The sequence below is a fragment of the Bordetella pseudohinzii genome (genome assembly GCF_000657795.2).
In the GTDB taxonomy this organism is placed as follows: domain Bacteria; phylum Pseudomonadota; class Gammaproteobacteria; order Burkholderiales; family Burkholderiaceae_B; genus Bordetella; species Bordetella pseudohinzii.
This window is the reverse complement of the sequence record NZ_JHEP02000002.1, coordinates 284,096-297,698: the sequence shown is the minus strand read 5'-3', so window position 1 is coordinate 297,698 and position 13,603 is coordinate 284,096. Positions and strand designations below refer to the sequence as shown.

The window sequence follows — 13,603 nt, the reverse complement described above, 5'->3', positions numbered from 1 at the left end:
TCCGGAGACAATTCGCCATTATCAAATGCATTTGTTTGGATGGATAGGGGCCCATCCTAGGGTAGATACCGGGACATTCTCGGACGTGTCCTGATACTCTTTTAACCCTATAATATTTTTTTCTGTATAACTTTAAACAGGCCTTTCGCCCGCTCCCTGGGCATCTTGGGCCACCACAGGAGACAAAAATCATGCGCAAGCACTTTGGCTTGTCGGCGGTTGCCGCCGCCCTCGCCCTGGGTCTGCCGCTCCTCGCGAGCGCGCAGGTCAAGGTCGGCGTCACGGTTGCCTCGACCGGTCCGGCCGCCTCGCTGGGCATCCCCGAGCGCAACACCGTTGCGCTGCTGCCCAAGGAAGTCGCCGGCCAGAAGATCGAATGGATCGTGCTGGACGACGCCACCGACACCACGCAGGCCGTCAAGAACTCGCGCAAACTGGCTTCCGAAGACAAGGTCGATGTGCTGGTCGGCACGTCGGTGACGCCGGGTTCGCTGGCCATGGTCGACGTGGCCGCCGAAACCAAGGTCCCCATGATCAGCGTGGCCGCCAGCGCCAAGATCGTCGAGCCGGTGGACGACAAGCGCCGCTGGGTCTTCAAGACGCCCCAGAATGATGCCTTGATGGCCAGCGCCCTGGCCGACGCCATGGTCAAGTCCAAGGTCAAGACGCTGGGCTTCATCGGCTTTGCCGACGCCTACGGCGACGGCTGGCTGGCCGTGATGGAGGCGGCCGCCAAGGCCAAGGGTATCCAGATCACCAGCATCGAGAAATACAGCCGCACCGACACCAGCGTCACCGGCCAGGTGCTCAAGCTGGTGGGCGCCAAGCCCGATGCCATCCTGATCGCCGGCGCCGGCACGCCCTCGGCGCTGCCGCAGAAGGAACTGAAGGCGCGCAACTACGGCGGCCTGATTTTCCAGACCCACGGCGCGGCCAACAATGACGTGCTGCGCGTCTGCGGCAAGGACTGCGAAGGCATGCTCCTGCCGGCCGGCCCGCTGCTGGTGGCGGCCCAGCTGCCCGACAGCAACCCGGTCAAGAAGTCAGCGCTGGAGTATGTCCAGACCTATGAAAAAGCCCATGGCGCCGGTTCGGTCAACACCTTCGGCGGCCATATGTGGGATGCGGGCCAGCTCATCGTCGCGGCCATCCCCGAAGCCGTCAAGAGCGGCGCCAAGCCCGGCACGCCGGAGTTCCGCGCCGCGCTGCGCGACGCGCTGGAAAACGTCAAGAACCTCGCCGTCTCGCAGGGCGTGTTCAACATGAGCCCGACCGACCACGCCGGCTTTGACGAGCGTTCGCGCGTCATGGTCAAGGTCAAAGACGGCAAGTGGACCTACCAGCCCGATCTGTAAATCCTTCCAGGCGGCGCTGTTCGCGGCAGCGCCCGCCCGGCTGACGTAGTATCGCGGCTGCTTCATCACGCACCGGCCTCACGGGCCGGTGTGTCGTATTCGCAGTGTCCCAGGTGGGGCCGGGACACGAAGAACCACAAGTCGTACATAAGGTCGTAGTTCGATGGATTCCTCAATTGCGCTCATCTTGCTGCAAGACGGTATCGTCAACGGCGCCATCTATGCCCTGCTGGGCATGGCACTGGTGCTGGTGTTCGCCGTCACGCGCGTCATTTTCATTCCTCAAGGCGAATTCGTCGCATTCGGCGCCTTGACGCTGGCCATGCTGGTCGATGGCCGGATACCCGGCACGGTCTACCTGCTGGTCCTGCTCGGCGGCCTGGCCTTTCTGTTCGAACTGCTGCGCGCGGCGCGCACCGGCCTGTGGTCTTCGCTGCCCAAAAGCCTTGCCGGCTATATCGTCCTGCCCTTGCTGCTGCTCTGGATCGCGACGTCGTATGCGGCCCCCGGCAATTCGCTCTGGCTGAACATGCTGCTGACCCTGGTGCTGGTCATCCCCATGGGCCCCATGGTGTACCGCATCGTCTATCAGCCCCTGGCCGAGGCCAGCGTGCTGGTCCTGCTCATTACTTCCGTGGCCGTGCATTTCGCCCTCATGGGCCTGGCCCTGGTGTTCTTCGGCGCCGAAGGCTGGCGCACGCCCGCCTTCGTGAGCGGGCAGATCGACCTGGGTTTCACCACTTGGTCGGCGCAAAGCTTCTTCGTGGTCGCGACCTGCGCCATCCTCATCCTGGCCCTGTGGCTGTTCTTCGGCAAGACGCTGTATGGCCGCGCTCTGCGGGCCACGGCGGTCAACCGCCGCGGCGCGCGCCTGATGGGCATCAGCACCACCATGTCGGGCAGCCTGACCTTTACCCTGGCCGTGGCCATCGGCGCCATGTCGGGCATGCTGATCGCGCCCATCACCACCGTCTATTACGACACCGGCTTTCTCATCGGCCTGAAGGGTTTTGTCGGCGCCATCATCGGCGGCCTGGCCAGCTACCCGGTGGCCGCCGCCGGCTCGCTGCTGGTGGGCGTGCTGGAGGCCTTCTCCTCCTTCTGGGCCAGCGCCTACAAGGAAGTCATCGTCTTTACCTTGATCATTCCGGTTCTGGTCTGGCGTTCGTTCAGCAGCCGTCATGTGGACGAAGAGGAATAAGCCATGAACCGCATTCTGCTCGCCCTGTTCATTATCGTGCTGGCCGCGCTGCCGGCCCTGTCGGCCACCCCCGAGTTCTGGATCACCCAGCTCAACTATATCGGCCTGGCCAGCCTCGTGGCCCTGGGCCTGGTGCTGCTGACCGGCGTGGGAGGCTTGACGAGTTTCGGCCAGGCGGCCTTTGTCGGCCTGGGCGCCTACACCACCGCCTACCTGACCACGCAATACGGCACCTCTCCCTGGCTGGCCCTGGCGGCCGGGCTGCTCATCACCGCGGCCGTGGCGTTCTTTCTGGGTCTGATCACCCTGCGCCTGTCCGGCCACTATCTGCCGCTGGGCACCATCGCCTGGGGCCTGTCCCTGTTCTACCTGTTCGGCAACCTCGACTTCCTGGGCAAGCATGACGGCATCGCGGGCATCGAGCCCGTGTCGCTGTTCGGCATGTCGCTGGCCAGCGGCCGCCACATCTATTACCTCATCTGGGTGCTGGTGCTGCTGGCCTTGTGGGCGACGCGCAACCTGCTGGATTCCCGGCCGGGGCGCGCCATCCGCGCCTTGAAGAGCGGCGCGGGCATGGCGGAGTCCATGGGCGTCAACACCGGCAGCTACAAGATCATCATCTTCGTCTGGGCCGCCTTGCTGGCCTGCCTGTCGGGCTGGCTCTATGCGCATATGCAGCGCGCGGTCAGCCCCAGCCCCTTTGGCCTGAACTACGGCATCGAGTATCTCTTCATGGCCGTGATCGGCGGCGCCGCCCATGTCTGGGGCGCGGTGCTGGGTTCGGCCGTCATCCTGGGCCTGAAAGACCAGCTGCAGAACTGGCTGCCCAAGCTGTTGAATACCGACGCCAATTTCGAGCTCATCGCCTTCGGCGTGCTGATGATCCTGGTGCTGCAGTACGCCAGCCAGGGCCTGTGGCCCATCTTCGCGGGCTGGTGGGCGCGCCTGAGCGGCGCGGCCGCCTCGCGCCGCAGCCTGGCGCCGCCGCCCGAGGCCGCGGCCTTGCCGCAGCGCCAGCGTCCGGCCGCGGGCGAATTGGTGCTCGAGGTCGATGCCATCCGCAAGGAGTTCGGCGGCCTGGTCGCCGTCAACGACATCAGCTTCAAGGTGCGCGCCGGCGAGATCATGGGCCTGATCGGCCCCAACGGCGCGGGCAAGAGCACGACCTTCAACCTCATCAGCGGCGTGCTGCCGGTCACGCGCGGACAGGTGCGATTCCTGGGCCAGCGCACGGATGGGCTGACGGCGCGCGCCATCGCCCAGCTGGGCGTCGGCCGCACCTTCCAGCACGTGCAGCTGCTGCCGACCATGACGGTCCTGGAAAACGTGGCGCTGGGCGCCCACATGCGGTCGGACGTGGGCGTGCTGGCCGGCGCGTTGCACAGCGAGCGCGGCCGCGAAGCCCAGTTGCTGCACGAAGCCGCCACGCAGCTGCGCCGGGTGGGGCTGGGCGACTATCTCTATGAGCAAGCGGGCAATCTGGCGCTGGGCCAGCAGCGCATCCTGGAAATCGCGCGCGCCCTGGCCTGCGATCCGGTGCTGCTGCTGCTGGACGAGCCGGCCGCCGGCCTGCGCTACAAGGAAAAACAGGAACTGGCCCAGGTGCTGGAGCAATTGCGCGCCGAAGGCCTGAGCATCCTGCTGGTTGAACACGATATGGATTTTGTGATGCGCCTGACCAATCACCTGGTCGTCATGGATTTCGGCACCAAGCTGGCCGAGGGCGTGCCGGCCGATGTCCAGCAGAACCCCGCCGTGCTGGAAGCCTATCTGGGCGGCATCGACGACGATCTGCCCGAGGCCGACCGCGCCCCGGCCACCGCCGGAGGTGTGCAATGAGCGCCGTTCTCGAGGTGCGCGGCCTGTCGGCGCGCTATGGCAAGGTGGGCGCGCTGACCGACGCGGCGCTGCAGGTGCAGGCCGGCAGCATCGTGACCGTGATCGGCGCCAATGGCGCCGGCAAATCCACCATGCTCAATGCCATCATGGGCTCGCTGCCCCAGACCGGCCATGCGGCCGGCGCGGTGCAGTACGCCGGCAATGACGTCTCGGGCTGGCAGGTCGAGCGCCGCGTGGCCGCGGGCATGTCGCTGGTGCCCGAGCGCCGCGAGCTCTTTGGCAGCATGTCCGTGGAGGACAATCTGCTCCTGGGCGGTTTCCGCCGCTATCGCGCCCGCGAGGCGGGTTGGCGCGACACGCTGCAAGAGGTCTTCGATCTTTTTCCGCGCCTGCGCGAGCGGCGCGCCCAGCAGGCGGGCACGCTGTCAGGCGGAGAACGCCAGATGCTGGCCGTGGGGCGCGCGCTGATGGCCAAGCCGCAGCTGCTCATGCTGGACGAGCCCAGCCTGGGCCTGGCGCCGCGCATCGTGCGCGAGATCTTCCACATCATCGCGCGCCTGCGCGAGACCGGCGTGGCCATCCTGCTGGTCGAGCAGAACGCGCGCGCCGCGCTCCAGGTGGCGGACTATGGCTATGTGCTGGAAACCGGCGAAATCATCCTGCACGGCCCGGCGCGCGAACTCGCGGGCAATCCGCGCGTGATCGAGAGCTATCTGGGCCTGGGCAAGCAGCACTGAGGCGGCTTACACCTTCAGGCGCAACGGCCCGCCCATGGCGGGATCCGACACGGACGGCTGGCCGTTTTCCATGCGGCCGGCCAGCCGGCGATAAAAGTCCGCGTCATCCGGGCTGTCGACCTCCACGTCGTACCAGCGGCCCGCCGCCGCCACATTCCATTGCAGGGAGACCTCTTCGCCGGGGGCCAGGCGCAGCGTCTGCCGCGCCAGGTCGCCATAGGTCTGGCCGGCCAGCCGCAGGCGCCGCGGCTGGGCATCGCGGTTGACGGCGGTAAGCCGCAGCATCCCGGCCTCGGGCAGATAGGCCAGCCGGATCTCGACGGCCATCCGGCCGGCGTAGCGCCAGTGATAGCCATTGGGGCCCAGTATCCAGAGATCGTGGCGCCCTTGCGTCCAGACGTCGCGCAGGCGCTTGCCCGCCTCCACCGTGTAGCGGCGCGGCGGGCCCTCCATATGCAGGCGGTCATAGACATGGAAGACAGCCCCGGCGCGGCCGTCGTTGATGAATTCCAGTTCGATGCCGCGGGCGTCCAGGCGCTCCTGCACATGCAGGGCATAGGGCAGGGGGCGGGAAGGCCGCGTGCCGGCCTCCTGGCTGGCCGGGGGGGGATCGTCCGGCGTCGGCGGCACGGTGGTCCCGTGCAGGCCGGCCGCGCGCCGGGCCAGGGTTTCGGTGGGCGGCAGCCCGGCGGGGGGCGGTGCCGGCTCGGCGCGGAAATCGAAGATGGAAGTCAGGTCGCCGCAGACGGCGCGGCGCCAGGCCGAGATATTCGTCTCCGCCACGCCGAAGCGCCGCTCGATGAAGCGCAGGATGGAGGTGTGGTCGAAGACCTCCGAGTTGACCCAGCCTCCCCGCGTCCAGGGCGAGATGACATACATGGGCACGCGCGGCCCCAGGCCATAGGGGCTGCCGCGCAGTCGCGGAAAATCATCCTCCTCCGCGCCGGCGACGATCTCGTGATATTCGCCCGTGGTGTCCACCGTGGAGGCGCCCGCCAGCTGGGCATGCGCCTGGCCTGGATCCCGCGAGGGCGGCGCGGGCGGCGGCATATGGTCAAAAAAGCCGTCGTTCTCGTCGAACATGAGCAGCAGCACCGTCTTGCTCCAGACGTCGGGATTGACGGTCAGCGCATGCAGCACGCGCGCGGTGTAGTCGGCGCCCTGGGCCGGGCTCGACGGGCTGGGATGTTCCGAGCCTGCCTTGGTGGCGCAGATCCAGGAGACTTGCGGCAGCCGGCCGGCGCGCACATCGGCCTCCAGGCTTTCCAGGCTATGGGTGCTCAGGGCTTCGCGCTTGAGGGCGGCCAGGGCGCCGGGCAGACCCTGATGGGCGTCGCGGTAGGCCTTGAAGCCCGCGGTCGGATTGAGCGAATAGTTGTCCTTCATGTCCTGGTAGATGCGCCAGCTGATGCCGGCGCGCTCCAGGCGCTCGGGGTAGGTGGTCCAGGTGTAGGCGCGCGCCGGATCGCCGCCCGACAGCTTGTTATAGGTATTGCCCAGGGCCGGGCCATGTCCGCGGCCCAGGCCGTCGTTGCTGCCGCTCCAGGCGAAGAGCCGGTTGGTGTTGGTGCCGCCCGTGAACGAACAGTGATAGGCGTCGCAGACCGTGAAGGCCCGGGCCAGGGCGAACTGGAAGGGCAGGTCGCCCTGCGCGAAGTAGGCCATGGAATGATCGCGCTTGAAGACCGGCCAGCGGTGCATGCGCCCCATGTCCCAGGCGTCCTGGGCATTGGACCAGGTATGGGGCGTGCCCTTGACGCGCATCAGCTCGAAGATGCGCTCGGTATCCAGCCGGAAGGGCCTCAGGACGCGCGGCGCGCCTTCATCGTTGAGCTGATTCCAGACCGTGGCATCGCGCCGGCCTGCCTGGTCGGGCACGGGGATGGGGAAGCGGTCGCCAAAGCCGCGCACGCCGGCCAGGGTGCCGAAATAATGATCGAAGGAGCGGTTCTCCTGCATGAAGACGACGATATGTTCGACGTCCTCGATAGTGCCGCTGCGGCGGCGCGGCTCGATGGCCAATGCCCGGCGGATGACGCCGGGGAACAGGCCCAGGGCGGTGCCGGCCATGGCCGTATTGCGCAGGAAATCACGTCGGGTTTTCATGGCCGGTCTCCGTCAGGCGCCGCCAGGCCTGGCGGGCGATGGCCAGCATACCGCGCGCAGGCTGACAAACAGGTGAGGGCCCGCGGGGGCCGCGCGGTGTGTCAGGCGCGCGCGGCGCGGCGCCGCTCCAGCCAGGCGCTGAATTCGCCCACCAGGCCGCGGCGGAAGGCCATGACGCAGATCACGAAGATCAGGCCGATGACGATGGTGACCGATTCGCCCAGGCGCAGGAACCAGTCCACGCCCGTCAGATTGGCCATGAACTGGCCGAAGTCCCCGACTTTGTTTTCCAGCAACACCACGATGAAGGCGCCGATGATGGGGCCGGTGAGGGTTCCCAGGCCGCCGATCAAGGTCATGAGGATGACCAGGCCGGACATCTGCCATGTGGCGTCCGAGAGGGTGGCCGACACGAAGACCAGGGTCTTGGTGGCGCCGGCCAGGCCGGCGATGGCGGCCGACAGCACGAAGGCCAGCAGCTTGAAGCGATCGGTGTCATAGCCCAGGGAAATGGCGCGCGGTTCGTTTTCGCGCAGGCCCTTGAGCACCTGGCCAAAGGGCGAATGCACCGCGCGCCAAATGATGAAATAGCCGAGGGCGAAGATCGCCATGACCAGGTAGTAGAGGTTGATATCCTGCGACAGGTCGATCATGCCCAGCAGCTTGCCGCGCGGCACGCCTTGCAGACCGTCTTCGCCGCCGGTGAACTTGGCCTGCAGAAAGAAGAAGAACACCATCTGCGCCAGGGCCAGGGTGATCATGGCGAAATAAATCCCGCTGCGGCGGATGGCCAGGGCGCCCATCACCAGGCCCAGCAGCGCGGCCGTCAGCACCCCGAAAAGCAGCCCCAGCTCGGTGGGCCAGCCCCAGACCTTCAAGGCCTGGCCGGCGGCATAGGCCGCACTGCCCAGGAAGGCGGCATGCCCGAAGGACAGCAGCCCCGTGTATCCCAGGAGCAGATTGAAGGCACAGGCAAACAGCGCATAGCACATCACCTTCATGGCGAAGATCGGATAGACGCCCAAAAACGGCAAGGCGCCCACGACGATCGCGACGGCGAGATAGCCCAGAAGTTGACGGTTCATTTTTCTTTTCCAAACAGCCCGGCCGGACGCAGCAGGAGCACGATGGCCATGATGATGAAAACGACGGTGCTGGAGGCTTCGGGCCAGAACACCTTGGTCAGGCCTTCGATCACGCCCAGCCCCAGGCCGGTGACGATGGCGCCCATGATGGAGCCCATGCCGCCGATCACGACCACGGCAAAGACCACGATGATGAGGTTCGACCCCATCAGCGGAGAGATCTGCAGCACGGGCGCGGCCAGCACGCCGGCAAAGCCGGCCAGCGCCACGCCGAATCCATAGGTCAGCATGACCATGCGCGGGACGTTCACGCCAAAGGCCTCGACCAGGCGCGGGTTCTCGGTGCCGGCGCGCAGCAGGGCGCCCAGGCGCGTGCGTTCGATGACGAACCAGGTGGCCAGGCAGACCACGATGGAGGCGACCACCACCCAGCCGCGGTAGATGGGCAGGATCATGAAACCGAGGTTGGTGGCGCCGCGCAGCAGTTCCGGCGTCGGGTAGGGCTGCCCGGAGACGCCGTAGACACTGCGGAAAAGCCCTTCGATCAGCAGCGTCAGCCCGAAGGTCAGCAACAGGCCGTAGAGGTGATCCAGCTTGTAGAGGTGGCGCAGCAGCAGGCGCTCGATGACGATGCCGAACAGGCCCACCACCAGGGGCGCGAGGATCAGCATGACCCAGTAGTTCAGGCCCAGATAGCTCAAGCCCATCCAGGCCAGGAAGGCGCCCAGCATGTAGAGCGCGCCGTGGGCGAAATTGATGACGTTGAGCAGGCCGAAAATGACCGCCAACCCCAGCGAGAGCATGGCGTAGAAGGAACCGTTGACCAGACCAAGCAGCAGTTGCCCTAGCAATGCCTGTATGGGGATGCCGAAAATATCAGTCATCTTGTAAGAGTCCTGCGCGAGCGATGGTAGTCGTTGCGATGAGCGACGCGGCCTTGCCGGTCGGGCAAGGCCGCGCTTGGGTGGGGCGGTTTACTTCTTGACCAGCTTGCAGGTCGATTCGGACAGCTTGGTGTAGACCTGGTCGCCGGGCAGCGTGGCCACTACCTTGTAATAGTCCCAGGGCGCCTTGGACTCGGCGGGCGTCTTGACCTGCATGAGATACATGTCGTGGATCATGCGGCCATCTTCGCGCACATAGCCGCCCTGGGCGAAGAAGTCGTTGATCTTGTTCGACTTCATCCACTTCATGACGGTGTCGGCGTCGTCGCTGCCGGTGGCCTTCACGCCGTTCAGGTAGAAGCTCACGGCCGAGTAGTCAGCCGCCTGCAGCATGGAGGGCTTGCGGTTGACCTTGGCTTCGAACTTCTTGGACCAGGCGCGCGAGGCATCCGATTGATCCCAGTACCAGCCGTCGGTCAGGTACATGCCCTTGGTGGCTTCCAGGCCCAGCGAGTGGATGTCATTGATGAAGATGAGCAGGCCGGCCATCTTCATGCTGCTGGTGATGCCGAACTCGTTGGCGGCCTTGATCGAGTTGATGGTATCGCCGCCGGCGTTGGCCAGGCCCAGGATCTGGGCCTTGGAGCTTTGCGCCTGCAACAGGAAGGACGAGAAATCAGAAGCGCCCAGCGGCGCGCGGACCTGGCCCTTGACCTCGCCGCCCGAGGCCTTGACCACGTTGGCGGTGTCGCGCTCCAGCGCATGGCCGAAGGCGTAGTCGGCCGTCAGGAAGAACCAGCTCTTGCCGCCATCCTTCACCACCGCCGAGCCCGTGCCGCGCGCCAGCGCCACGGTGTCGTAGGCATAGTGCACGGTATAGGGCGAACACTGCGCATTGGTCAGGTCGGAGGCGCCGGCGCCGATGGCGATGAAGGGCCGCTTCTTTTCGGCGGCGACCTGCGCCATGGCCAGGCTGGTGGCCGAGTTGGTGCCGCCGATCAGCACGTCCAGCTTCTGCTGGTCGAACCATTCACGCGCGCGCGCCGAGGCGACGTCGGCCTTGTTCTGGTGATCGGCCGAGACCAGCTCGATCTTCTTGCCATTGATGTTGCCGCCCGCGTCTTCGATGGCCATGCGGATGGCTTCGACGCCGGCCTTGCCGTCGATGTCCGAGTACACGCCCGACATATCGGTGATGAAGCCGATGCGTATGACATCATCGGAAATGCTTTGAGCCTGGGCGGGTAGCCCGGTGATTCCCAGGCCGGCAAGGGCCAGTGCAGCAGTGATGGTGTGCAACTTCATGGGAGACTCCTCTTCCTGTGGTGGAACCGGGCGGGCCGGTGGGGGACAGGTGTTCTCAGACGCCCAACAATTCGTTGAGCGTGTCCTGTTTCTCGGATAGTTCGGCCGCGCCGAAGTGTTCGACGATCTGGCCGTGTTCCATGACGTAGAAACGATCGGCCAGCGGGGCGGCAAAACGGAAATTCTGCTCGACCATGACTATGGTGTAGCCGCGCGCCTTGAGGGCGGTGATCATGCGCGCCAGCGCCTGCACGATGACCGGGGCCAGGCCTTCGGAGATTTCATCGAGCAGCAACAGATTGGCCCCGGTGCGCAGGATGCGCGCCACGGCCAGCATCTGCTGCTCCCCGCCCGACAGGCGCGTGCCGGGAGAGTGGCGGCGCTCATGCAGATTGGGGAACATCTCGTAGATCTCGGCCAGCGACATGCCGCCGCCCAGCGCGCCTACCGGCGGCGGCAGCAGCAGGTTTTCTTCGCAGGACAGGCTGGCGAAGATGCCGCGCTCTTCGGGGCAATAGCCCACGCCCAGATGCGCGATCCGGTAGGTGGGCAGATCGATGGCCTCGGTGCCATGGATGCGCACCGAGCCGGTGCGCGATCCGGTCAGCCCCAGGATGGCGCGCAGCGTGGTCGTGCGGCCGGCGCCATTGCGCCCCAGCAGCGTGACGACCTCGCCTTGCGAGACGCTCAGGTTGACGCCATGCAGGATGTGCGACTCGCCATACCAGGCCTGCAGATTGCTGATTTCCAGGGCGGGCGCGCTCATGCATGAGCTCCTTGCAATTCGCCATCCGTCGTGCCCATATAGGCCTGCATGACGGCGGGATGCCGCGAGACTTCCGCGTAGGGCCCTTCGGCCAGGACGGCCCCGCGGGCCAGCACGGTGATGGTGTCGGCGATGGACGACACCACGTTCATGTTGTGCTCGACCATGAGTATGGTGCGTCCGGCGCTCACCCGCTTGATGAGTTGGGTCACGCGGTCGACGTCCTCGTGGCCCATGCCCTGCGTGGGTTCGTCCAGCAGCATCAGCTCCGGCTCCATGGCCAGCGTGGTGGCGATCTCCAGCGCGCGCTTGCGGCCATACGGAAGGTTGACCGTGACCTCATCGGCGAAACCGCCGAGGTCGACCTGATCGAGCAGCGCGCGCGCCGGTTCATTGAGATAGCGCAGACCGCTTTCGCTGCGCCAGAAATGGTAGGACAGCCCGGTCTTGCGCTGCAGGCCCAGGCGCACGTTCTCGAGCACCGTGAGATGCGGGAACACCGCCGAGATCTGAAACGAGCGTATGACGCCGCGCCGCGCGATCTGGGCCGGCCGCTCGCGCGTGATGTCCTGCCCATTGAAACGGATGCTGCCGGAGGTCGGCGACAGGAATTTCGTCAGCAGATTGAAGCAGGTCGTTTTACCGGCGCCATTGGGGCCGATGAGAGCATGGATTTGTCCACGCTTGACGCGCAGGTCGACGTTGTTGACCGCGACAAAGCCGCGGAACTCCTTGGTCAACCCTTTTGTCTCCAGGATCGTATCGTCCATTACGCTGTACCCGCATGGCTTTTTTATAAGTTGCGGCGAGTATGCGATACCTGATCCCCCAAATTCCATGAGGGTTTTTCATAGGTTTTGCGCTGCGCAATGCGCGATTGTCAGTTTGGCGACATTGGCGCTTGGCGCGAGGGATGGCGGCGGTTACATGCTGTCATCGCAACGCAGCAATCGGAACGATTTCCCGTGCCGCCCGCGCGCCGTCAGGCGGGTGTCTTGGACTTGAACTCACACAGGTCCGAAATGCCGCACTGCGGGCACTTGGGTTTGCGCGCCACGCAGATATAGCGGCCATGCAGGATCAGCCAATGGTGGGCGTCCTGCTTGAATTCGGCAGGAACGACTTTTTCCAGCTTGAGTTCCACTTCCAGCACATTCTTGCCCGGCGCCAGGCCCGTGCGGTTCGAGACGCGGAAGATATGCGTGTCCACCGCCATCGTGGGCATGCCAAAGGCGGTGTTGAGCACCACGTTGGCCGTCTTGCGGCCTACGCCCGGCAGCGCTTCCAGCGCCTCGCGGCTTTGCGGCACCTCGCCGCCATATTGCTCCAGGATGATGCGGCTGGTGGCGATGGCGTTCTTGGCCTTGGTGCGAAACAACCCGATGGTTTTGATGAAGTCCGTCAGGCCGGCTTCGCCCAGGTCCACCATGCCCCGCGGCGTGCCATGCCGGGGGAAGAATTTGCGCGTGGCGATGTTGACGGACTTGTCCGTGGCCTGGGCCGACAGCAAGACCGCGATCAGCAGCTGGAAGGGCGTGTCGTATTCCAGTTCGGTGGTCGGATGCGGGTTGGCGGCTTGCAGGCGCTCGAAGATTTCGCGTCGTTTGGCGGCGTTCATGGTGGATTCGGCGGACGGGTGGGCCCTGCGTCAGGGGCGTTGGCCGCGGCGCGCGCGGGCGCGCGCCAGCGCGGCCTCGATGGCCGAGCGCTTCTGGGCTTCGGCCTGGGCGGAAGGCTCGGTCGAGGGTGGGGTCTCGGCCGGCGCTTCGGGCGCGGCCGGGGTGTCGGCCATGAGGCGGGCATTGTCGGCGGTTTCACGCGCCAGCCGGGCCGCGCGCTCGGCATGCCGCTGGCGCGCGGCCTGGGCATCCTGCTCGGTCCAGGCGCGGCCGGCGGGCACCATGTCGATGCAATCGACCGGGCAGGGCGCCACGCATAGGTCGCAGCCGCTGCACAGCGCCGGCAGCACGGTGTGCATGCGCTTGTTGGCCCCCACGATGGCATCGACCGGACAGGCGCGGATGCACAGCGTACAGCCGATGCAGTGCGCCTCGTCGATGCGCGCGACCAGCAGCGGGCCGGGTTCGCCGCGCGTGAGGTCCAGGGGCAGTTCCGCCGTGGCCAGCAGGGCGGCCAGCGTCTTGACCCCTTCCTGGCCGCCGGGCGGGCAGCGGTTGATCGGCGCGGCCTGCTCGGCGATGGCCTGGGCATAGGGCCGGCAGCCGTCGTAGCCGCATTTCGTGCATTGCGTCTGCGGGAGTACGGCGTCGATGCGGTCGGTGAGTGAGAGCGGCATACAAAGAGAAACGGGCCCCGCGGGCCCGT

12 protein-coding genes are annotated in these 13,603 nt (G+C 66.1%); 4 read left to right on the top strand and 8 right to left on the bottom strand.

The window, feature by feature from the left end:
* The first annotated feature begins 191 nt into the window (after window positions 1-191).
* The 4 genes from L540_RS03560 to L540_RS03545 all read left to right on the top strand — a co-directional run bounded on the left by L540_RS03560 (window position 192) and on the right by L540_RS03545 (window position 5,132).
* Complete coding sequence (locus L540_RS03560) at window positions 192-1,355, top strand: ABC transporter substrate-binding protein (protein ID WP_043212557.1); 1,164 nt, start codon at window positions 192-194, stop codon at window positions 1,353-1,355.
* Between the two features lie 163 nt (window positions 1,356-1,518).
* Window positions 1,519-2,556 (top strand): branched-chain amino acid ABC transporter permease, encoded by a 1,038-nt coding sequence (locus tag L540_RS03555; RefSeq protein WP_043212560.1) that lies wholly within the window; start codon window positions 1,519-1,521, stop codon window positions 2,554-2,556.
* A gap of 3 nt (window positions 2,557-2,559) precedes the next feature.
* Window positions 2,560-4,395: a branched-chain amino acid ABC transporter ATP-binding protein/permease gene (locus L540_RS03550; protein WP_053073158.1), complete on the top strand. Its 1,836-nt coding sequence runs from the start codon at window positions 2,560-2,562 to the stop codon at window positions 4,393-4,395.
* Window positions 4,392-5,132 carry an ABC transporter ATP-binding protein gene (locus L540_RS03545; RefSeq protein ID WP_043212562.1) on the top strand — a complete coding sequence of 247 codons (741 nt, stop codon included), beginning with the start codon at window positions 4,392-4,394 and terminating at the stop codon, window positions 5,130-5,132. The genes L540_RS03550 and L540_RS03545 overlap by 4 nt, the downstream gene beginning before the upstream one ends.
* A gap of 6 nt (window positions 5,133-5,138) precedes the next feature.
* On the opposite strand, the gene L540_RS03540 is transcribed toward L540_RS03545, so the two are convergent.
* The 8 genes from L540_RS03540 to rsxB all read right to left on the bottom strand — a co-directional run bounded on the left by L540_RS03540 (window position 5,139) and on the right by rsxB (window position 13,574).
* Window positions 5,139-7,238: a phosphocholine-specific phospholipase C gene (locus L540_RS03540; protein ID WP_043212565.1), complete on the bottom strand. Its 2,100-nt coding sequence runs from the start codon at window positions 7,236-7,238 to the stop codon at window positions 5,139-5,141.
* A 101-nt stretch (window positions 7,239-7,339) separates the two neighbouring features.
* On the bottom strand, window positions 7,340-8,323 hold the full coding sequence (locus tag L540_RS03535) for a branched-chain amino acid ABC transporter permease (RefSeq protein ID WP_043212567.1): 984 nt from the start codon (window positions 8,321-8,323) through the stop codon (window positions 7,340-7,342).
* A complete protein-coding gene (locus L540_RS03530; RefSeq protein ID WP_043212568.1) occupies window positions 8,320-9,207 on the bottom strand; it encodes a branched-chain amino acid ABC transporter permease in 888 nt (295 codons plus the stop codon). The genes L540_RS03535 and L540_RS03530 overlap by 4 nt, the downstream gene beginning before the upstream one ends.
* Window positions 9,208-9,297: 90 nt before the next feature.
* Window positions 9,298-10,512: an ABC transporter substrate-binding protein gene (locus tag L540_RS03525; protein ID WP_043212569.1), complete on the bottom strand. Its 1,215-nt coding sequence runs from the start codon at window positions 10,510-10,512 to the stop codon at window positions 9,298-9,300.
* A gap of 55 nt (window positions 10,513-10,567) precedes the next feature.
* Complete coding sequence (locus L540_RS03520) at window positions 10,568-11,278, bottom strand: ABC transporter ATP-binding protein (RefSeq protein ID WP_043212572.1); 711 nt, start codon at window positions 11,276-11,278, stop codon at window positions 10,568-10,570.
* Window positions 11,275-12,048 (bottom strand): ABC transporter ATP-binding protein, encoded by a 774-nt coding sequence (locus L540_RS03515; RefSeq protein WP_043212574.1) that lies wholly within the window; start codon window positions 12,046-12,048, stop codon window positions 11,275-11,277. The genes L540_RS03520 and L540_RS03515 overlap by 4 nt, the downstream gene beginning before the upstream one ends.
* A 212-nt stretch (window positions 12,049-12,260) precedes the next feature.
* Window positions 12,261-12,896, bottom strand: a complete 636-nt coding sequence (gene nth / locus L540_RS03510; protein WP_043212576.1) for an endonuclease III — start codon at window positions 12,894-12,896, stop codon at window positions 12,261-12,263.
* Window positions 12,897-12,926: 30 nt separating this feature from the next.
* Window positions 12,927-13,574, bottom strand: coding sequence for an electron transport complex subunit RsxB (gene rsxB / locus L540_RS03505; RefSeq protein ID WP_043212577.1), 648 nt, complete (start codon window positions 13,572-13,574; stop codon window positions 12,927-12,929).
* Between the last annotated feature and the right edge of the window lie 29 nt (window positions 13,575-13,603).

Excerpts from the sequence above, each read along its gene's own strand:
- L540_RS03560 (WP_043212557.1), top strand. The coding sequence starts at position 192 with ATGCGCAAGCACTTTGGCTTGTCGGCGGTTGCCGCCGCCCTCGCCCTG.
- L540_RS03555 (WP_043212560.1), top strand. The coding sequence starts at position 1,519 with ATGGATTCCTCAATTGCGCTCATCTTGCTGCAAGACGGTATCGTCAAC.
- L540_RS03550 (WP_053073158.1), top strand. The coding sequence starts at position 2,560 with ATGAACCGCATTCTGCTCGCCCTGTTCATTATCGTGCTGGCCGCGCTG.
- L540_RS03545 (WP_043212562.1), top strand. The coding sequence starts at position 4,392 with ATGAGCGCCGTTCTCGAGGTGCGCGGCCTGTCGGCGCGCTATGGCAAG.
- L540_RS03540 (WP_043212565.1), bottom strand. The coding sequence starts at position 7,238 with ATGAAAACCCGACGTGATTTCCTGCGCAATACGGCCATGGCCGGCACC.
- L540_RS03535 (WP_043212567.1), bottom strand. The coding sequence starts at position 8,323 with ATGAACCGTCAACTTCTGGGCTATCTCGCCGTCGCGATCGTCGTGGGC.
- L540_RS03530 (WP_043212568.1), bottom strand. The coding sequence starts at position 9,207 with ATGACTGATATTTTCGGCATCCCCATACAGGCATTGCTAGGGCAACTG.
- L540_RS03525 (WP_043212569.1), bottom strand. The coding sequence starts at position 10,512 with ATGAAGTTGCACACCATCACTGCTGCACTGGCCCTTGCCGGCCTGGGA.
- L540_RS03520 (WP_043212572.1), bottom strand. The coding sequence starts at position 11,278 with ATGAGCGCGCCCGCCCTGGAAATCAGCAATCTGCAGGCCTGGTATGGC.
- L540_RS03515 (WP_043212574.1), bottom strand. The coding sequence starts at position 12,048 with ATGGACGATACGATCCTGGAGACAAAAGGGTTGACCAAGGAGTTCCGC.
- nth (WP_043212576.1), bottom strand. The coding sequence starts at position 12,896 with ATGAACGCCGCCAAACGACGCGAAATCTTCGAGCGCCTGCAAGCCGCC.
- rsxB (WP_043212577.1), bottom strand. The coding sequence starts at position 13,574 with ATGCCGCTCTCACTCACCGACCGCATCGACGCCGTACTCCCGCAGACG.